Below are 18251 nucleotides of genomic sequence, written 5' to 3'. Positions count from 1 at the left end.
AATTGACGGACGCTCTTCAGCGCACGCGTGGGTTGCATTGACGAATCGGTCATTTGCCGTGTTCACGATCGCTTTCTATAGTCAAAGGTTCCCGCGTCGCGAGACGATCCGAATCGTTCGCTTCGCGACGTCGGCATTCCACATTTCGCTTCAGGCCGAAATGTTCGGAGCAACGACACCCGCATAATCTGTCCGGTACGCGCTTTACATGCCCGGCGCGTGGCCATGCAATCTCACCGCGACTTTCGCGAAATCAATCGCCCAGCATGCAAACGACGACTGCGAGCAAATCGACCGGGCTCGACCTGCTTTGGCTCCTCGCACTTTCCACCCTTTGGGGAGCGTCCTATACGTTCATTAGAATCGGCGTGGCGACGATCCCGCCATTCACGCTCATCGCAGCGAGAACGTTGATTGCCGGAACACTCCTTCTGCTCTGGATGCTGGCGCAGCGCGTTCCTATCCCGCGAGACCCTGCCGTATGGCGTCGTTTCGCCGTGCAGGCCCTGCTCAATAGCGTGATTCCTTTTACCTTGATCGCATGGGCCGAGCGTTCGGTGGAAGCCGGTTTGGCGACGATCCTCAATTCCACGTCACCTGTCATGGCATTCCTCGGAACATGGCTGATTACTCGCCACGAGCGGGTCAGCGCGCGCAAGCTATTCGGTATCGCCGCTGGCCTCGCCGGTATCTGCCTCGTGGTTGGCGTGAGCGCGTTCGAAGGACTCGGCAGGCAGCTCGTTGCGCAACTGGCGATCGTCGCCGCGACGATTTGCTACGCAGGCGCGGCGATCTACGGTCGATCGTTCGAGGGACTGTCGCCGGTCACTCCCGCTGCGGGATCGCTCATGGTGGGCGCAATCGTGCTTGTCCCCGTGAGCCTGGTCGTTGACCGCCCGTGGACCCTGCATCCGTCATTGCAATCGATGATGGCGCTGATCGCGCTCGCCGTTTTTTCGACAGCGATCGCGTTTGTCATTTACTTCCGGCTCGTACAGACGCTCGGCTCGGTTGGCACAACGGCGCAAGCCTATTTGCGTGTGCCAATCGGCGTGGCAATCGGCATTGCGTGGCTCGGTGAATCGCTCTCGCCCTCGGCATGGCTGGGACTCGGCTGCGTAGTCGCCGGGGTCGCCGCGATGACGTTGCCATCGGTCAGCCAATGGCGCGCGACGGGCCACAGGCTGCGCTCGAATCGCGAGTGAAAAAATGCGAAGTGCCCGATGCTGCGCTCGCCAACCGAAGCGGGCGTGATGCGCAGATGCGTCGAGTCGCTATGTGTGAAATAGTGCAGCGTGCGTTCGATCGCCCGGATCGTGCCGAACGGGTCGTCGGGGAAACTGACGGCAAGAATGGGCGCATGCATAGCGCCAAAGCGAGCAACGATCTCAGCGCGCTGCTGCGGCGTGCGCGCGAGCGATCCCTTGCGAAGCGTATCTTCAAAGCGGGCGCGGCCCCGGCTCCAGATGCTCACGACGCCGCGCGGCGTGTCCTCCATCCAGCCGAACCACGATGCCGGGAAATAGCCCTTCAGGCACGTCAAAACGGGCATGACGACATGCCATTTCCAGAGCATTAGGGGCATGCTGCGCAGCGCGTAATCGCGCCAATAAGCGTACTGCGTGCTGACGGTGAAGACGCGCCGAATGAGATGATTCGACGGCGCGAGCCCGATCAGAAAGCCGCCGATGCTATGTCCCACGACATCGATCGGCTGCCCGGGGAACGTGCTCCGCACATAACGCATCACCGCTTCGAAATCGCGTTCGCCCCACTCCAGCCAGCTCGCATCGATCGTTGCTAGCGCAACTGTCTGGGAAGCACCAATGCCACGGTAGTCGTAGACCAGCACGTCGAAGCCCTGCTGGTGCAGCCACGCGCCAAAGCGGAAATAGTATTGGCAGCGCACCGACGTGGCCGAATTGACGATGACGACCGGACGCGGATCGCCCGTGTTCAGCCATGCGTGGCGGCGCCACACATAAGCGCGGAGCGTGAAGCCGTCGGCGGCGGTAATGGCGACGGCGAGAGGACGCGTCTCGCCTGGATCGGCAGTGTGCATGAACGTGCTCCATGAAGAAACCCGGAGCGTCGATTTCACTTGACCTTGCCCGCCACTTCAATCAATCTTTCAGCAGCTTTCGCATGAGGAAACCGCATGTCAGTGCCGCTCGTGAAACTCCCTCCGCTCGACCTCATTCGCGGCTTCGTGGCAGTGGGCCGGCGCATGAGCATCACGCTCGCCGCCGACGACCTGTGCGTGACGCAATCCGCCGTGAGCCGCCAGATCGCTGCGCTCGAAGAGGCGCTGGGCGTGCGCCTCTTCAACCGTGGCTACCGTTCGATCTCACTCACAGCGGAAGGCGAGCGCCTGCTGCGCGTTTCGGACAGCGCGGTACAGCAGATGCAGGAAATCGTCGGCGCGCTGGCGGCGCCGCAGACACGCCAGCCGGTGACGATCACTGCCAGCATCGGCATTGCCGGGCTTTGGCTGCTGCCGCGTATCGGTGAACTGCAACGCCTGCTTCCCGATATCGATCTGCGTATCGCGACGTCCGAGAAGGTGCTCGATCTGCGCGCCGAAGGCATCGATCTGGCGTTGCGCTATGCTCCCGAGCGCATTGCGCCGGAGGCGTCGAGTCGCGCGATGCACTTATATGACGAGTACGTACTGCCAGTCGCGCATCCCTCGTTGAACGTCAAGAAGCTCGACGCGGCCACGCTCGCGCGCCACGTGCTGCTCGAGTTCGAAGGGGTGCGCCGCCCGCTGCTTCGCTGGGCAGATCATCTGGGCGCGCGCGGCCTCGACAGCGCGCCGCTTCGCGGCGTGCTGCGTTTCAACCAGTACGATCAGGTCATTCAGGCCGCCACTGCCGGCCGCGGCATCGCACTCGGGCGCCTTGCGCTCGTTCAGCCGCTGCTTGCCGACGGGAGGCTCGCCGCCATCGGCAATGCGCGCGCCGTGGGCCCGACCGGCTACGCCTACTGGCTGCATCAGGCCGACGATACCCCGCGCGACGACGTGCGCGCCGTCATCGACTGGATCGTCGAACAGGCTCGCCAAAGCCAGATCGCATGAGCAACGCGCATGCGAAGAGTGCCAAAAACTCGCTTGAGCCAACTAGCCTCCCCGCGCTCTACTAGGCGCGACGCTACGCAACAGCGAAGCGCACAGTGCGAGGAGGCGAACGATGACCGGAATGGACGATGCATGGCGCCGCCGCTGGCTGCTCGTGATTGCGGGTGGAGTGGTGATGGGCGCGGCGCTAGGCGTGCGCAACGTGCAAGGGCTTTTTCTGTTGCCCGTCACGCTCGATCGCGGCTGGTCGCGTGAGACGTTCGGCCTCGCGCTCGCGCTGCAAAACTTGCTGTGGGGCGTTGCACAGCCACTCACCGGCATGATCTCGGACCGCTTCGGCTCCGCGCGCGTGATCTTCGCGGGCGCCGTGCTCTATGCGCTCGGCCTCGCGATGATGGCGCTGAGCGCGACGCCTGGCGTCTACACGTTCGGCGTGGGCGTGGTACTTGGCGTTGCATTGTCGGGAACGGCGTTCGGCGCGGTCTATGGCGCGCTCTCCCGGCTCTTCGCAGCCGATCAGCGTAGCTGGGCGCTGAGCGTGGCGGGCATGTTCGGCGGCCTTGGCCAGTTCTGCGTCGTGCCGCTCACGCAAGGAATGATCGGCAGATTCGGCTGGGTCGCGGCCATTCTCGTGCTCGCCGCCATGATGCTCGCAAGCGCGCCGCTCGCGACATGGCTGCGCGATCGGCCGGCGGAACGCATCGGCGCGACCGATTCGCACGACACACTGCGCCGCGCGATGAGAGAAGCGTTTTCGCATCGCGGGTTCTGGCTGCTCAATCTGGGCTTTTTGTCGTGCGGCTTCCAGCTCGCATTCATCGGCGCGCACCTGCCCGCTTATTTGCTCGACAAGGGCATGAGCGCGCGCGAAGCGAGCCTGGCGCTCGCACTGATCGCGCTGGCTAATACAGCGGGCACGTTTTTATGCGGCTACTCAGGCGGCTTTCTGCGCCGCAAATATCTGCTCTCTGGAATCTACTTCGCGCGCTCAGGTGTGATGGCGCTGTTCCTCGCCCTGCCACTCTCGCCCCTTACGCTTTATGTGTTCGCGTTCGCGATGGGGTTCATGTGGCTCGGCACCGTACCGCTGACGAACGGGATCGTTTCGCAGATGTTCGGCGTGCGCTACATCTCGACGCTCTTCGGCTTCGTGTTTCTCGGGCATCAAATCGGGAGTTTCTTTGGCGTCTGGCTCGGCGGCGTGGTGTTCGACGCGACACATAGCTACGACCTGCTTTGGCAAGGCTCGATTGCGCTCGGCATCATGGCCGGCGTCATGCACTTGCCAATCGACGACGAGCGGGTTGTGCAGCGCGTCGTGATCGCGGGCCAACCCTCGTGAGCGGGAGATTGGCCGTGCTGCAAATCATGCTGGCTGTTTCGTTCGCAGCGCTAATTGCCTGGACGTTCGTCGAATATCTGTCGCCGTCGACGATGCTTGCCTTGCTCACTGGCGCCGCGTTTTGCCAATGATCGTGCGGCGTATCGCAACTCACTTGATCAGCTGCAGTATGTCGCGGAATTGCGGGTGCTGGCTGGAGCGCAACCACTCGAACGCGACCATCTCGACCGTAGCCACGTCGGCGCCCGCTTTGTTCAGCCGCGCAACTGCCGCGTCTTTATCGACGATTTTTCGCGAACCTATCGCATCGATAACGACAGTGACCGATAGGCCGCGATGGAGCAAACCGATCGCCGTCTGCAGCACGCAGACATGCGCCTCGCATCCCGCGACGATGGCTCGGGTTCGCCCTTGAGGCAGCGCGTCTATCAGGCCATCGGCAGTGGCGTCGAAATGGTGCTTTGCAACAGTAATCGAGCTCAGATCCTTTATTTCCTTCGCGTTCTCGCCAAGTGACTCTGGATTTTGCTCTGTCCCGATAACGGGAACATCGAGCCCCCTAGCGATCCGCCCGAGCCGAGCGGCTTGAGCGACAACGGATGCGCCGTCGTGAATCGCAGGCATCAGTCTCGTTTGCAAGTCGATCAGAACTACGATCGATTCGGAAAGGCTATGCAGCATCGCGAATCCTTTTGGGAAATTGCAGTGCGCAAAATGGCACCTGTCAGGGATATTACTAAGTATGCGACAAATGGTCGCCGTGCGACTCTATGTCCCAATGCCATTCCCTATGGAGCCAGGCATGCAAGCAGAGACGCTAAAGAAAGCAAGGGCCGCCACTTTTCTCACCCGGTCGGCACTGTGTCTGATGCTGTTGCCAGTTGCCTGTCTTGTCTGGGCCCTCCAGGCATATCCGCCACAAGAAGCCTGTTGGCTTTCCTTCTCGCTGGCAATCTATATCTGGCCTTTCGCCGGAGTCCTCTTTGTGATTTCAGCAGGATTCCATGTCGGCACTCACGGTCGCCGACTCGAAAAGGACGCCGGATTCCGCGAGGCGCATGGGCACTAACTAGCCCGCGCGCGCCGTACTGCCGGACGATACGCTGTCGATGCTCGAATAGAAGCCTGCTGGGAACGGCGGGCTTGCGAGCTACGGCTGCACGTTTAGCCGATACGGCGCAACCTCGCCATCCTTTGGACTGCGTATCAGTTCTGGCAAGCCGAGTGGCGTGGTCGGTGATTTATTGGCGCCGGGCCTGAGCGCTTCGACCTTCCGGCACTTGCGTTCGCGCGCCGAGTGCGCCACAGCCCGTGCACGCGACCCGTTGCGCCAATCGCATATCGGCATTTGGCTGCGCCGTGCCGCATTCCACGCAGACTGGGACTGCGACCGCCGCCGTCGCGCAACCGTTCATGCTCACACGCCCGCACCAAGATCGGCAAAACTGGCGACTTTTGCCTCACAAGCTCGCGCAAGCTTCAAATCGTGACTCGAAAAAAAGACCGCGCTATGTTTCGCCAGATTCTTGAATAGATCGATGAGAACGGCGCGCGCAGCGGCGTCGAGCCCGTTGCCCGGTTCGTCCGCGATAACGACGGCTGGCTCGCCCAGCGTCGTCGCCGTCAGGAAGATTTTCTTGCGGGTGCCGAGCGACATCTGCTCGAAGCGTTTCTCAAGATGCGACGTGAGGCCAAAGCGGTCCGCGAGATCGAGCGTACGAGCGCCGACGGCTGTCTTCTTTGTCGACGCCACGAGTTCGAGAAACGCCCGGCCGGTTTGGAACGGATATGCCATGCAGTCGTCGGGCACATACGCCAAGGCGGACTTCGCCTCGAGCGTAGCGCTACGCAGCGAATGGCCGTTGACCCACACCTCCCCAGCATCGGCGTCGATCGCGCCGGCAAGGATGCCGAGCAACGTGGACTTGCCACTGCCGTTTTCATCGCATAGCGCCACGCATCCGGCGCCGCAGAGGTGATGCAGTCCCTGGAAGATAACGCGCTCGCCATAGCGTTTGCTGAGGTTTTCGAATCGAAGCATGGTGGAGTGGATCAAATGAACAATTGCCAGGCGCGCTGCACGACAGCGACCCACATCGCAGCCAACATGATGCTGAGCAAGACGGATTGCCGGGACGCGTAGCGTTGCGGGAGGTTCCCTTAGTGCGGTCGCGAAACCGTGCACTAGACAGACGCGATATCGTGCCACGCCGGCTCCGACGCAACAACCTCGCCCACGTTTCGTCGGTACTCCCCCGTCGAGTGTTTAAAATATCCGACGCCTAGCTTTCATATTGATTTCACTTTTGGGCCGTTCTTTTTTATTCGATCTGCCATGGCGGAAGTCAATTGCAATGTTATATCATTGCATTTCAATTTCGAGGTGAGCCGATCCAACCAGCGGCCGAAGTCCAGGGAGCCCAGGACCGCGGACGCGGCTGCCTCGTAAGAACGTCCGGAAAACAACAACTCTTCCCAACCGCATGATGATCCACCGCTCACTCATCGCCCACGCGGCGCTTGTCTCCTTCGCCATGATCACGGCCAGCCAGGCGCGGGCCGCAGACGCCGACACCACGCTCAACGGGACCGTGAAGGACATGGCGGGCAAGCCGGTGGGCCACGCCGCCGTTGTGCTCCAGGACGCGCACGGCGCGGCGGCGGGACATACCACGACCGATGCGGACGGACACTTCGAACTCCTTCACGTTGCGACCGGTACTTACGCGGTGACCGTAACGGCGCCCGGTTTCGCCGCTGCCTCGCAAATCGCGACCACCGCGCCCGCCAGGCCAACCAGCGTCGCAGTGGTTCTGAACAAGGGCGATACGCTCGACGTGCAGGTCAATGCGAAGCGGCTCGCCGAGGCACGCAACGGGTTGCTCCCGGAAACCGGTAGCAGCATCTACCGGATCACCCAGGCCGACATAGCGGCCATGCCGCAAGGTCAAAACACACCGCTGAATCAGGTGCTGCTGCAGGCCCCCGGCGTCGCGGACGACTCATACGGTCAGTTGCATGTACGGGGCGACCACGCCGACCTGCAATACCGCATCAACGGCATTCTGATTCCCGAGCCGATCAGCGGCTTCGGCCAATCGCTCGACACGCGCATCATCGAGCAGGTCAACCTTCTGACCGGCGCGCTGCCGGCCGAGTATGGCTACCGCACTGCCGGCATCGTGGATATCCGCACCAAATCGGGCGACCTCGGCAATGGTGGTTCGATCGATGTCTATGGCGGCAGCCATCAGACCATCCAGACGAGCGCCGATGTCTACGGCAGCAAGGGCGATTTCAGCTATTTCTTCAGCGGCTCACTGGGTGAAAACAATCTGGGCATCGAGGCGCCCACCGCGTCGCCAAGCCCGATCCATGATCACACGCGCCAAGGCAATGCCTTCGGGTATATGTCCTACATCATCAATCCGCTCACGCGCGTGAGCGTGATGTTCGGCACAACAGCCAACCAGTTCCAGATTCCGAATACGCCGGGCCTCACGCCCAACTTCATGCTCGCAGGCGTGCCGTCGTTCGATTCCGCTAACCTGAACGAAACCCAGTCGGAGTTGAACAACTTCGCTGTCGTCGCGCTGCAAGGGACCAACGGCGGGGCACTCGACTATCAGGTGGCGCTTTTCACGCGCTATACGCGCACCCAGTTCAATCCGGACCCGGTCGGCGACCTGATCTTCAACGGCGTCGCCTCACAGGACTTCCACAGCGATACCGCCAACGGCCTGCAGGCCGACACCACGTACCGGCTGAACGATCACCACACGCTACGCGCCGGCGTGCTCTTCCAGCAGGAGCATGCGACCTTCTGGGACAACGTATCCGTCTTTCCCGCCGATGCCAACGGCAACCAGACTTCCGATGTGCCCTTCACGCTGTCCGATTCGAGCAGCAAGACGGGATACCTGTACAGTGCGTATATCCAGGACGAGTGGAAGATCAACAGCCGGCTGACCCTGAATTACGGACTGCGCTATGACGGCATGGACGAATACGTGCAGGCGAACCAGTTGAGTCCGCGCATTGGCGCCGTTTTCAAGCTGACGCCGACCACGACATTTCATGCTGGCTACGCCCGTTACTTCACGCCGCCTTCGTTCGAACTGGTATCCAGTTCCACCATCAGCCGATTCAATGGCACTACTAATCAAAGCGAGGTTACGCAGAACGATCCGGTACAGCCCGAACGCGCCGATTACTTCGATCTTGGCGTAACGCAGCAAATCGGCTCGGATCTCACGCTGGGGCTGGACGCGTACTACAAGAAGGCGCACAACCTGCTCGACCTCGGCCAGTTTGGCGCGGCGCTCATCTACACGCCGTTCAACTACCAGTACGGGCGCGTTTATGGCGTCGAATTCACGGCCAACTACAAGCACGAAAACGTGTCGGCGTATCTGAACCTCGCCTACAGCCGTGCGATGGGCAAAAACGTCAATTCAGCCCAATTCAATTTCGGCGCGGACGAATTGGCGTTCATCAGCAATAACTGGGTATTCCTCGATCACGACCAGCGGGTGACAGCATCGTTCGGCGGCGCCTACAACTGGCATCGCACCACCTTCACGATGGACGGCACGGCAGGCAGCGGCCTGCGCAACGGCTTTGCCAACACCGGCAAGATGCCGTTCTATGCGCAGGTCAATCTGGCCGTCATCGAGCATTTCGACTTGCCTGTGGTCGGCAAGATGGATGGGCGCGTCGTGGTGATCAACGCATTCGGCAGGACCTATGCGCTGCGCGACGGTTCAGGCATCGGCGTGTTCGCGCCTCAGTACGGCCCCTATCGCGCTTTCTATGCAGGTCTAACCAAATATTTTTGACAGAACCTCATAACCGGGTGTCCCCATGCAAGACTGGACAGGAATCGTGCAGGCCGCGCGAATTGGCGGATGGGTCGTCTATCCGCTGACGTTGCTAGCCATCGTTGCGCTCGTGATCACGCTCGATCGCGGCTGGGTGTTCTGGCGCTTCGCGCTCATTCCCGCCGCTGCGCACAAGCAAGCCGATGCAGCGGGTGAGGCCGCTCTCACCGCGGCGCTTGTGCAACTGCCCCGGCAGCACGCACTGCGCCGACTGCTCGAACCGTTGATCGGTCACCCAGCGAGACCCGCATGGTGGATCGAAGCCAGGGCGGGCGCGCTAGCCCTCGACGTGCAGCGCGACATGTCTAGAGGCCTGTGGGTACTCGAGACGATCGTGACGGCCGCACCGCTTCTCGGCCTGCTAGGGACGATCGTCGGCATGATGCACGCGTTCCGGTTGATCGGAAATAACGGCCTGGTCAATCCAGGCGGTGTGACCGGCGGTGTGGCGCAGGCGCTGGTGGCAACAGCCATCGGCCTCGTGATCGCACTCGTCTCGCTGTTCGCCTTCAACTACTTTTCAAGGCGCATCGACGGCCTCATGGACGAACTCGAAGCGATCGCCAGCACGTGGCTCAGCAACGTGAGACTGGCACAGGAACACGAGGCGCAGACGTCATGAAACTGCGCCGTTCCCGCGCATCGAAGCGCGGTCGCATCGAGATCATTCCGATGATCGATGTGATGTTCTTCCTGCTCGCCACTTTTATGCTCGCGTCACTTACGATGCAGCGGCTCGACGCAGTCAAACTGGAACTACCGCGCGGCACGGCGCAACCGCTGGCCGAGCAACAGCCACTCACGCTCAGCGTGAGCCGCAGCGGCCAGATCGCGGTGAACCGCCAGAATGTGCAGCTAAGCGAAGTGGCGGGAACGGTGAAACACCTGCTCGCCGCCGATGCAAACGTGGTTGTCGCCGCGGACGCCGGGGCTCCGAACGGGATGGTGGTCCAAGCCATGCTCCAGGCCCGTTTGGGCGGGGCCGGCCATTTCCTCATTGCGGTCCACCGTGACCAACCGTAGGATCTTGCGCTTCGTGATGCTGCTTGACACACGCGGCCTGAGAGTCGTGGCCGGATGCGTTGTGGCGCTCGCGCTGTGGTCTGCGTTCGTCAGCGTCTTCGTCGTCGGTCTTTCGGAAAATGCGGAACCTGTGCGGCCGTTGACGCTCGACGCGCGTCTGGTAGAAATCATTCCGCGAGCGCCGCCCCCAGCGCCGGCCGTGGTCGCGCGCCTTGCTCCGACCGTCGCAGCGCCGTCCCGACCCGAGCGCGTGGTTCGGCCGTTCAATCGGCCGATGGTAGCGGCTCCCGCGCGCTTGCCCGCGCATACCGAATCCCCGTTGCCTGCGGCTGCCGCCGCGCCGCCCGCCACGACGACGACTCACGTCAGCGCCGAGAACGCAGCGGCGACGCCCGCGTCTTCGGGTCCTCCCTCGGCATCGTCCGGCGATACCACCGCGCGTCCGGTCGTCCAGCCGCTACCCGTGCTTCCCGATGACCTGCGCGAGTACGCGTATCAGTCCGTGGCGTTAGCCCGCTTCACCATTCATTCGGACGGCTCGGTCGACGTCGCGCTTGTCAAGCCGACACAGAACCCACGTCTGAACCAGTTGCTACTGGAAACACTTCGAAACTGGCATTTTTTCCCGGCAATGAAAGAAGGACATCCGGTCGAAAGCGAACAGGACATCCGCGTCCATTTCAATGTCGAGTGAGTTCGGCAGATTGTCGATTACCAAAATGCCGCCCACTCAAGCGTTGACATATACTCGTCGTGCCACACCAGAAAAATCCTCGACGACTTGTTGTTCCGATCGCAAATCCGGAAACTCATCTCAATGAATCTGCATTTTGAAACTCCTTTAATGGAATCGCGCGCCTTGAGCGTCCTCGGCAATCAATCCGTGTGGCTCAAGCTCGACGCGTTGCAGCCGTGTGGATCGTTCAAGATCCGGGGCATTGGCCACGCGTGCGCCGTACATCGAAGCCGTGGCGCACAGCGTTTCGTTTCCTCCTCCGGGGGCAATGCGGGTCTTGCCGTTGCCTATGCGGGTCGGCGCCTGGGTATTCCTGTTGTCGTGGTAGTACCGGAAACGACGACGGAGCGCGCCAAAGAACTGCTCCACCTGGAAGGTGCCGAGGTCGTGGTGCACGGCAGTTCCTGGCAAGAGGCGAACCAGTTCGCGCAGACTTTGCTCGGAGCAACAGACGCCTTTCTGCATCCCTTCGACGATCCGCTGCTATGGCACGGCCATGCCTCGATGATCGACGAAGTTGCCCAAGCCCGGTTCAAGCCGGACGCCGTGGTGCTTTCCGTCGGTGGCGGCGGTCTGCTTTCCGGCGTGGTGGAAGGCCTGCAGCGCAATCATTGGCACGATGTGCCGGTGTTGGCTGTCGAAACCGAAGGCGCCGCTTCGTTCCATGCAGCGGTCGAGGCGGGTCATACGGTGGAGTTGCCGCATATTTCCAGCGTCGCCACGTCGCTCGGCGCCAAGCGGGTGTGCGAACAGGCGCTGCATTGCGTGCACGAGCACCCCATACGCAGCCTCGTCGTGTCGGACTTCAGCGCACTCGCTGCCTGCGAGCGCTTTCTCGCGGATCACCGCATTCTGGTTGAGCCGGCTTGCGGCGCGGCGTTGTCTGTCGCTTACGACAGGCATCCGGCGTTGGCCAATTACAAGAAGATTCTGGTTGTCGTATGCGGCGGCGCGACGGCTACCATCGATCAGATTCGCGCGTGGGCAGGTCGGGCAGATTGCCGGTGACCTTGTGCATGTAACGGCGGAGACGATAAAATCCTGTCCGCCGAAAATAGAGTAGCAGGTTGGTATCTCCTGCGCCCAATTGCTGGGTTCTATATATGCCGCGGCGTCAACCTTACTTTCACCAAGTTGAGGGGACGCGCTGTGGACAGGACGCTGCGCGCCCCTCTAGACGAGGAGCCTGCCCAGATGCGCAGCAACACAAATGAGCCGTCAAATCGAGAAAAAGCGGGAGAAGGAGCGCTGTTCAGCGGATTGACCTTCGACCGCGAGGCGCTGACCCGCCTGCTTCGAGAGTGTGGTGACGGGCCGACGTTCGAGCACTGCAGTTTTAGCGGCGAAGATCTTTCCAATCTTGATCTGCGAGCCGCCCGATTCTCACAGTGCAACTTCGAGCACGCCCTCATGGCGCACTGCGAACTCACAAGAACCCGCTGGTTGGCGTGCAAGTGCGCAGCGGCGGGGTTTCGCTACGCCAATTTGAGTGACGCGCGTTTCTGCCGGAGCGATCTCAACAATACCGATTGGACAGGCTCGAGACTCGCGTCAGCGGCATTTACCGAGGTCAAGCTCACGGGCGCCCGCTTTGTCGATGCCCGCACGCTGGGGCTTAGCTTTCACGATTCTCTGCTTGTTGGCGCAGATCTGCGGGGGCTCTCGTTTCGGAAGCAAACCCTTGAGGCGTTGAATTTTTCCGACGCGGATCTGTCTGACTGCGACTTCCGCGACGCTGTGTTCGAAGGCGGCAGCCTTAGCAACGCACAGCTGCGAAACAGCCGCTTCGATGGCGCCGACCTACGCTCTGTAGACCTAAGTGGTTTTCGTCTCTCCGACGTGCTGCAGCATCTGAAAGGCACGATACTCTCCATCGATCAGGCTGTGATGCTGGTTGGAGACTGCGGAGTGCGGGTGATGTAAGGCGGAAAAGGCCGGCACGCGCCGGCCTTTTCTTGCAATCCCATTATTCGTTCGGATTGCTATATTTTTCACTCGGATCGGGCAAGAGAAAATGACGCTTCCATGCATCAATCATTTCGCGCGTGCGTCGTGATCTGCACGAAATCCGCAACGATATGCCCGGCGCCATACCGCGCTTCCATCTGTTTCAACTGCTGCCCAACCGCCGCAAGGTAGGCCGAGCGAGACTCGGAAGCAGGACGCAGCCCATCAAACAACGGCGCGGGCGTAATCAGCAAAACGATCATCTCCGTACCGAATGGCTTGTCCACGAGCCAGTAGCCCGACCCTCCGACCGTCGCCGAGAACCCGGGCGGCGCCTGGTTGTCGCGCTCGACATTGCTGGGAACAAGATGCACGACACTGCCGTCGAGCGCGAAATAATCCACGTTGACGTATGAGTCGTAATGCGGCGTGGTGATATCGACGATGAGCGGCATGCCCTGCGTGAGGTGCGCATCGAGCGGCTGGGTATGGATCGTCGCGCCGCTGCCCGCCAGATGATTGGCGCGCCAGTACGGCGCGAATGCGCTCACGACTTCGCAGTTGTGGTTTTCCACCGCGGTCACGTCGAGTTTCGCGGCCTGCCCGCCCGGCGTTTGCGCGAGCGCGTTGTGCACGTGCGCCTCGCCCACATTGGCAAAGCCACGCACCTGGATCACTTGCCCGGGCAGCGACGCCGCAAGCGCCGAGCACGGGATGCGCGCAAGCGTCGCATTCAACGCGGCGAGCGACGCCGCGTCGGGCACCGGAGCGCTCGACACGGGAACCGCTGCAACCGTGCTCACGGCAGGCACGCTGGCGACCACAGCCGCAGGCGTAGCAGCAAGCACTGGCGAGGCCGCCGCTTCCGAGGCCGTCTTCGTTGCGCTAGCGGGAGCGGTGGTGGCGATGGCGGCCTCGGAGGGCTTTGCGCCCGTTTGCCCGTGTTCTGAAAGCACACGATACCCCACCCACAACCCCGCAGCGACGACAATAACCCCCACGCCAACGGCGCCGACCCGCGCGCCCGAGAACGCCGACGCATACGCGAGCACGCCCATGCCCTCGAGAAACTGATTGACGCTCGCCGTGCGCGAAGCGCGGTCAAACGAAAGCGCCGCGCTCAAGGTGCGCCATTGGCCGCGATCGAGCCCCGGCGCTCGCTCGGCGCGCATCTTTTCGCTACGAGCCTGTGTGGCCGATTTTCGGTTGAAGGGATGCTTTCCCGTCAACAGTTCGTAGGTCACACAGGCGAGCGCGTAGATATCGTCACGCGGGTCAGGCTCGCGATGCTCGAACATCTCCGGGCTCGCATAGGCTGGCGTGATACCGCCAAGCGTCGCGGGATCGAACACGGTGACGTCGGGATCTTCTTCGGGCCGCTGGAATACGCGCGCAATGCCGAAGTCAATCACTTTCACATCGCCGCCATCGGTGAGGAAAACATTGGCGGGCTTGAAGTCGCAATGCACGAAACCGCGCTCATGCGCATAAGCCAGCGCCTGTCCCATGCCGGCAATGACCGGCCGCGCCTGCTCGAACGGCATGCCCGCGAAACCCTGCGCACGCAACAGCTTGCTGAGCGGCTTGCCGGACAGATATTCCATCGTGAGGTAGACGAGCGGCCCGTCGCGGTCGAAGTCGTACACCGTGACGATATTGCGGTGTGCGAGCGTCTGCGCCTTGCGTGCCTCGCGTTGCAGCGCGATCAGCGAAGTGGGCTGGCCGCGGAACTGCACGTTCAGCACCTTGATCGCGATATAAGGTTTGCGGTCCGAAGCTTCCAGCTTGCGTAAATCGAGCGCCTTGTAGACGGTGCCCATGCCGCCCACGCCTAAGCATTCTTCAAGCACGAAGCGTCCGTTGAGCGTGTCGCCAATGCCCTTCACATGTTCCGCGTCGTCGCCCGCAGAGGCAGAGCGCGCAGCGGCAAGCGCTTCGTGGATGCGAGTGGAGTCGTCCACGGCCCCCGTATTGTCCTGGCGATGTTCGATGCGGCGCAGAAGCTCGGCATACACGGCATCCGGCAGCGGATGGACGGTCTGCGTCGCGTCCACCACTTCGCGCAGGCGAGCGCAATTGGCCGCGTCGACCGCGAGCACGTGGTCGATCTCGGCGAAGAACGCCTCACGTGAGAGCGCCCCGCTCTGGAATGTCTGGATCAGCTGCGCAAGGCTCATCATTCGTATGCCTTCAACTCAGCTTCAGGATGGCCGAGGCGCTTTCCGTCACATGCTCCCGGCGCACGATCGCGCCGCATCTGGCTGCGTGCCCCGATTCTCCGTCGAGCCCGCTGCAACGTGGCCTCGTCATCCTTAAAGCATACAGAGTCGCCGCCGAATCTGCGCTCACCGTGATCTCGGACGGCCCGCGCCAGTCACCATACAGCAAGGTCTGATGAAAGATTAGTCTGCCGCCGCACGCAGTGCAATCGGTGCCTGAACCTGGCCTCTGGCTCACGCGTGTTGCCCCGAATCCAACGGCTTCGCCGCGCGCTGTTGGGCTCGCGCCATCAGCGTTTTCGCGCGCGAGCGCTGCCGCCTGCCCTGCGCACGCGTGGCGGACTGGCGTAAAACCCCGCCGCACAAGGCGTTGAGCGGCAAGTGAGTTGACGGTGACGTCGCTGGCACAACCTGTGCATTAAGAAGAGCGAGCCCGCAAGATACTGCAGCTCATTCGCCAACTACCCTGTACTGCCCTTCTGGAGAACTGTCATGAGCAAGCTGATGATCGCCGACCTGAGCGTCGCGCAAGAACTCGACCGCAGCGAAATGAGCGCCGTGCGCGGCGGTGGCGGCCTGAGCCTCTGGCCCGGCTACTACCCGTCGATGCCGACCTTCAAGTACGACTCGACGAACTTCACCGCCGAACAAGTCATCGGCCAGACGAACAGCATCGCGAACAATGTGGGCAACGACGTTGCATTCGCGTCGAACATCCACGCAACGGTCAACCCGGTGCAGACGGCGCATAACACGATCAACTTCTGATCGTCCCGGCAGCGGCGCGACCACACCCCTGCTTTTCTTCGTGTGCCGCGCCCGCCTGGATTCATCCGCCCCATTTATCAGCAACTGGAGGCTCATCATGACTTCTCTCGTTATCCGCGAGCTGGCTCCCGGAACGGAACTCGACCGCCGCGCCATGACAGCCGTACGCGGCGGCACCAACAGCGCGTACGGTGGCTATGGCCCGATTGCCAATATCAACGTGTCGCCCAACATCGTGCAGAACATTTCGCAGGTTCAGGTCGTCGACGTCGCCGCGCTCAACAACATCGGTTATATCGGCGCGGGTTTCGGACCACTGAATCTCAAGGTCAATCCCTCGCAATACGCAAACACCGGCGTGCTGTTTTAGCCGTTGCCGCGAAGCGAAAATGCAGACGGCGCCGCGAGGCGCCGCCTGCTTGTTTACGTGCGCCGCGCACCACCGCCTATACTCAAACGAAACCCATCAAACCCAATCCGCTCTCGTGGAGCAGACCATGAGCATTATCGTCATCAAGGATCTTCCGGAAAGCGTGGAACTGGACCGGCAGGCCATGGCCGCGATCATGGGCGGCGCCCGCGTCGCCTCGCAGCGCACGCTTCTCGTGCCGCGGCCGTTCATCGGGGTACGTGTGGAGATCGAAGGCTCACCTGCGCAGCGGGGGCCGGCAACCATCGCCACGGCGCGACCCCGCCCCACGCTGTTGCGTTGAATTCACGCAGCGCGCGCGGTCATGGCCGGACGCGTGCTGGCAGGCGGAAATACGCACCACGTGCCGTCGTCGTGACGGAAGAAGAAGATTGCAATCGTGCGCGCAGGATGGACCGCCTCTACGCAAACATAACGCAGCCGTTGCTCCTGCGTGCGGCTAAAACGCACCACGCGGGCCGGCACACGCGCATTGGGTGCGAGCCACTTGTCGACGAGGGTGCGCAGCGAGGTTTCGGCGGAATTCATGATGGTCTCCGAAGCAAGTGGCGAAGCGCGGTGTATCGGCGTCGACAGGAAATGGCGTTCACGCCGCCTGCACGGCGTACGCGTAGTGGGCTTGCACGCGGCGTGCGCGAACCAGCGCGCGAACCACGCGCAGGCCGGCAAGTGGATGGGCAATGCAGGTACGGACTTGTTCGCTGCGGCCCTTGCCGTCCACGCACCAGGTACAGAAGTGTTCGCAGTTGTTGCTGAGCAGGCGGTAGCGGTCTTCGCCCAGACGCGAGCGCGCACGCGCCACGGCTTCTCGGCCCGCGAAGGCCGCGCACGGATGCGCGACGATGTCGACTTCGCAGCCAGCCGCGAAACGTTCGAGCGTGACCTCTTCAATCGGACCGCGATGCAGCGATACGCACAACCCGGCGTAGTGGACGACGCGCCCAGCACCGACATAGATACCGTGATGGTTGTAGCCCGCGCGACGCGACACGAGATGCGCGCCGAGCGGCGGTTCCTCTCTGTGCAACGTCGGTTGAAGATCGGGGCTCATGGCTGCATCCGTCTGGCTGGTTGCTGGCATCGCGTGCTGTTCAACGGTTTGCCGGTTGCCAACTAACCTGCATCAGACATGCCAGGCGAGCGATCACGGTTCTATAAGGCGTAGCGGGAGAGCGTGCGTGCGGGAGGCGCCAGTGTGTCGGCCGCGCGCCAACTCGAACGCTTCGGTTGTGTCGGCGATAAACCATCAGTTCGCCGCCAACCGGGTACACAAAGCGGGATTGCCTAAGTGTCGGAGTCCTGATGACGACGGGCATCCTGCGTGTTGGTGAGCACACGACGATTGCGCCGCAGACCGATGAGGCATGGGCGCGCACAAAACGCGCAGGGCGAGTGCAACGTCATATGGAGCAAGCCTCACCGGGCCAGGGCGCGCGAGCGCCGCGTTTCGCCGAAAAATGGCATGCTGCTTGCAAGGTATGGTCGGAACGCCGCGCGCCCGCGGCCATATCTTGACGGAGACCTGTCATGACTTCGCTCGCCATCACCGACCTTCACCTGCAATGCGATCTCGACCGCAAGGCCATGTCGTTCATCCGGGGCGCAGGCGCGCCGTGGGTATTCGGCTGGATACAGCCCTACGAGCCCGCACAGCCTTCCCCGCTCGGATCCATCATCAATCTCTACCAGACCAACAACACGTTCTACGCGAATCAGGTCGTCAATCAGTACCAGACGCTCGACGTGACCAACTCCGCATCCAATTCGAACGTGACGGTAGGCGTGGGCCAGAACGGCAAGAATAACGGACTCGTCGCGTAGCCTATG

Annotated in this window: 19 protein-coding genes and 1 pseudogene; 14 read left to right on the top strand and 6 right to left on the bottom strand. The window is 62.0% G+C overall.

Annotation, left to right across the window (positions count from 1 at the left end; genetic code table 11):
• Positions 1-266: 266 nt before the first annotated feature.
• Positions 267-1205, top strand: a complete 939-nt coding sequence (locus JMY28_RS06835; RefSeq protein WP_201695111.1) for a DMT family transporter — start codon at positions 267-269, stop codon at positions 1203-1205.
• 122 nt (positions 1206-1327) lie between these two features.
• Here JMY28_RS06835 and JMY28_RS06830 read toward each other — a convergent pair.
• Positions 1328-2062 (bottom strand): annotated as a pseudogene (locus tag JMY28_RS06830) (alpha/beta hydrolase family protein); the annotation flags it as partial.
• A 96-nt stretch (positions 2063-2158) separates the two neighbouring features.
• Here JMY28_RS06830 and JMY28_RS06825 point away from each other — a divergent pair.
• Positions 2159-3079: a LysR substrate-binding domain-containing protein gene (locus JMY28_RS06825; protein ID WP_201695110.1), complete on the top strand. Its 921-nt coding sequence runs from the start codon at positions 2159-2161 to the stop codon at positions 3077-3079.
• A 112-nt stretch (positions 3080-3191) separates the two neighbouring features.
• The gene (locus tag JMY28_RS06820; protein ID WP_201695109.1) at positions 3192-4421 is read left to right on the top strand and encodes an MFS transporter; all 1230 of its coding nucleotides are present in this window, start codon (positions 3192-3194) and stop codon (positions 4419-4421) included.
• Between the two features lie 150 nt (positions 4422-4571).
• Here JMY28_RS06820 and JMY28_RS06815 read toward each other — a convergent pair whose 3' ends face one another.
• On the bottom strand, positions 4572-5102 hold the full coding sequence (locus JMY28_RS06815) for an isochorismatase family protein (RefSeq protein ID WP_201695108.1): 531 nt from the start codon (positions 5100-5102) through the stop codon (positions 4572-4574).
• Between the two features lie 121 nt (positions 5103-5223).
• On the opposite strand from JMY28_RS06815, the gene JMY28_RS06810 reads away from it, so the two are divergent.
• On the top strand, positions 5224-5490 hold the full coding sequence (locus tag JMY28_RS06810) for a hypothetical protein (protein WP_201695107.1): 267 nt from the start codon (positions 5224-5226) through the stop codon (positions 5488-5490).
• Positions 5491-5838: 348 nt separating this feature from the next.
• On the opposite strand, the gene JMY28_RS06805 is transcribed toward JMY28_RS06810, so the two are convergent.
• Positions 5839-6462, bottom strand: coding sequence for an ABC transporter ATP-binding protein (locus tag JMY28_RS06805; RefSeq protein WP_201695218.1), 624 nt, complete (start codon positions 6460-6462; stop codon positions 5839-5841).
• Positions 6463-6907: 445 nt separating this feature from the next.
• Between JMY28_RS06805 and JMY28_RS06800 the strand changes: the two genes are divergently transcribed.
• The 6 genes from JMY28_RS06800 (at position 6908) to JMY28_RS06775 (ending at position 12983) form a co-directional block, all read left to right on the top strand.
• A complete protein-coding gene (locus JMY28_RS06800) occupies positions 6908-9259 on the top strand; it encodes a TonB-dependent receptor (RefSeq protein ID WP_201695217.1) in 2352 nt (783 codons plus the stop codon).
• Positions 9260-9284: 25 nt separating this feature from the next.
• A complete protein-coding gene (locus JMY28_RS06795; RefSeq protein ID WP_201695106.1) occupies positions 9285-9923 on the top strand; it encodes a MotA/TolQ/ExbB proton channel family protein in 639 nt (212 codons plus the stop codon).
• Positions 9920-10324 (top strand): ExbD/TolR family protein, encoded by a 405-nt coding sequence (locus JMY28_RS06790; RefSeq protein WP_201695105.1) that lies wholly within the window; start codon positions 9920-9922, stop codon positions 10322-10324. The genes JMY28_RS06795 and JMY28_RS06790 overlap by 4 nt, the downstream gene beginning before the upstream one ends.
• Positions 10325-10385: 61 nt before the next feature.
• Positions 10386-11018 carry an energy transducer TonB gene (locus JMY28_RS06785; RefSeq protein ID WP_236596732.1) on the top strand — a complete coding sequence of 211 codons (633 nt, stop codon included), beginning with the start codon at positions 10386-10388 and terminating at the stop codon, positions 11016-11018.
• Between the two features lie 123 nt (positions 11019-11141).
• Complete coding sequence (locus JMY28_RS06780; protein ID WP_201695104.1) at positions 11142-12068, top strand: pyridoxal-phosphate dependent enzyme; 927 nt, start codon at positions 11142-11144, stop codon at positions 12066-12068.
• 186 nt (positions 12069-12254) lie between these two features.
• Positions 12255-12983 carry a pentapeptide repeat-containing protein gene (locus JMY28_RS06775; RefSeq protein WP_201695103.1) on the top strand — a complete coding sequence of 243 codons (729 nt, stop codon included), beginning with the start codon at positions 12255-12257 and terminating at the stop codon, positions 12981-12983.
• A 107-nt stretch (positions 12984-13090) separates the two neighbouring features.
• On the opposite strand, the gene JMY28_RS06770 is transcribed toward JMY28_RS06775, so the two are convergent.
• Entirely contained in the window at positions 13091-15187 is a 2097-nt protein-coding gene (locus tag JMY28_RS06770; RefSeq protein ID WP_201695102.1) for a serine/threonine protein kinase, read from the bottom strand.
• Between the two features lie 531 nt (positions 15188-15718).
• Between JMY28_RS06770 and JMY28_RS06765 the strand changes: the two genes are divergently transcribed.
• The 3 genes from JMY28_RS06765 (at position 15719) to JMY28_RS06755 (ending at position 16707) form a co-directional block, all read left to right on the top strand.
• The gene (locus tag JMY28_RS06765) at positions 15719-15994 is read left to right on the top strand and encodes a hypothetical protein (protein WP_201695101.1); all 276 of its coding nucleotides are present in this window, start codon (positions 15719-15721) and stop codon (positions 15992-15994) included.
• A 97-nt stretch (positions 15995-16091) separates the two neighbouring features.
• Positions 16092-16364, top strand: a complete 273-nt coding sequence (locus tag JMY28_RS06760; RefSeq protein ID WP_201695100.1) for a hypothetical protein — start codon at positions 16092-16094, stop codon at positions 16362-16364.
• A 127-nt stretch (positions 16365-16491) separates the two neighbouring features.
• Positions 16492-16707 carry a hypothetical protein gene (locus tag JMY28_RS06755; RefSeq protein WP_201695099.1) on the top strand — a complete coding sequence of 72 codons (216 nt, stop codon included), beginning with the start codon at positions 16492-16494 and terminating at the stop codon, positions 16705-16707.
• Between the two features lie 2 nt (positions 16708-16709).
• Here JMY28_RS06755 and JMY28_RS06750 read toward each other — a convergent pair whose 3' ends face one another.
• Both JMY28_RS06750 and JMY28_RS06745 read right to left on the bottom strand, forming a co-directional pair.
• Positions 16710-16952, bottom strand: a complete 243-nt coding sequence (locus tag JMY28_RS06750) for a hypothetical protein (RefSeq protein WP_028204751.1) — start codon at positions 16950-16952, stop codon at positions 16710-16712.
• 58 nt (positions 16953-17010) lie between these two features.
• Complete coding sequence (locus tag JMY28_RS06745; protein WP_236596731.1) at positions 17011-17475, bottom strand: lecithin retinol acyltransferase family protein; 465 nt, start codon at positions 17473-17475, stop codon at positions 17011-17013.
• Positions 17476-17951: 476 nt separating this feature from the next.
• On the opposite strand from JMY28_RS06745, the gene JMY28_RS06740 reads away from it, so the two are divergent.
• Positions 17952-18245: a hypothetical protein gene (locus tag JMY28_RS06740; RefSeq protein ID WP_201695097.1), complete on the top strand. Its 294-nt coding sequence runs from the start codon at positions 17952-17954 to the stop codon at positions 18243-18245.
• Positions 18246-18251: the final 6 nt, after the last annotated feature.

The organism is Paraburkholderia hiiakae, from assembly GCF_904848665.1.
Classification (GTDB): Bacteria; Pseudomonadota; Gammaproteobacteria; order Burkholderiales; family Burkholderiaceae; genus Paraburkholderia; species Paraburkholderia hiiakae.
The sequence above is the reverse complement of the archived record's forward strand: the minus strand, read 5'-3'. Positions and strand labels throughout refer to the sequence as shown.

Coding starts and splice junctions, on each gene's coding strand:
- JMY28_RS06825 (WP_201695110.1), top strand. CDS start 2,159: ATGTCAGTGCCGCTCGTGAAACTCCCTCCGCTCGACCTCATTCGCGGC.
- JMY28_RS06760 (WP_201695100.1), top strand. CDS start 16,092: ATGACTTCTCTCGTTATCCGCGAGCTGGCTCCCGGAACGGAACTCGAC.
- JMY28_RS06805 (WP_201695218.1), bottom strand. CDS start 6,462: ATGCTTCGATTCGAAAACCTCAGCAAACGCTATGGCGAGCGCGTTATC.
- JMY28_RS06815 (WP_201695108.1), bottom strand. CDS start 5,102: ATGCTGCATAGCCTTTCCGAATCGATCGTAGTTCTGATCGACTTGCAA.
- JMY28_RS06820 (WP_201695109.1), top strand. CDS start 3,192: ATGACCGGAATGGACGATGCATGGCGCCGCCGCTGGCTGCTCGTGATT.
- JMY28_RS06745 (WP_236596731.1), bottom strand. CDS start 17,475: ATGAGCCCCGATCTTCAACCGACGTTGCACAGAGAGGAACCGCCGCTC.
- JMY28_RS06780 (WP_201695104.1), top strand. CDS start 11,142: ATGAATCTGCATTTTGAAACTCCTTTAATGGAATCGCGCGCCTTGAGC.
- JMY28_RS06810 (WP_201695107.1), top strand. CDS start 5,224: ATGCAAGCAGAGACGCTAAAGAAAGCAAGGGCCGCCACTTTTCTCACC.
- JMY28_RS06775 (WP_201695103.1), top strand. CDS start 12,255: ATGCGCAGCAACACAAATGAGCCGTCAAATCGAGAAAAAGCGGGAGAA.
- JMY28_RS06770 (WP_201695102.1), bottom strand. CDS start 15,187: ATGATGAGCCTTGCGCAGCTGATCCAGACATTCCAGAGCGGGGCGCTC.
- JMY28_RS06835 (WP_201695111.1), top strand. CDS start 267: ATGCAAACGACGACTGCGAGCAAATCGACCGGGCTCGACCTGCTTTGG.
- JMY28_RS06800 (WP_201695217.1), top strand. CDS start 6,908: ATGATCCACCGCTCACTCATCGCCCACGCGGCGCTTGTCTCCTTCGCC.
- JMY28_RS06765 (WP_201695101.1), top strand. CDS start 15,719: ATGAGCAAGCTGATGATCGCCGACCTGAGCGTCGCGCAAGAACTCGAC.
- JMY28_RS06755 (WP_201695099.1), top strand. CDS start 16,492: ATGAGCATTATCGTCATCAAGGATCTTCCGGAAAGCGTGGAACTGGAC.
- JMY28_RS06790 (WP_201695105.1), top strand. CDS start 9,920: ATGAAACTGCGCCGTTCCCGCGCATCGAAGCGCGGTCGCATCGAGATC.
- JMY28_RS06740 (WP_201695097.1), top strand. CDS start 17,952: ATGACTTCGCTCGCCATCACCGACCTTCACCTGCAATGCGATCTCGAC.
- JMY28_RS06795 (WP_201695106.1), top strand. CDS start 9,285: ATGCAAGACTGGACAGGAATCGTGCAGGCCGCGCGAATTGGCGGATGG.
- JMY28_RS06750 (WP_028204751.1), bottom strand. CDS start 16,952: ATGAATTCCGCCGAAACCTCGCTGCGCACCCTCGTCGACAAGTGGCTC.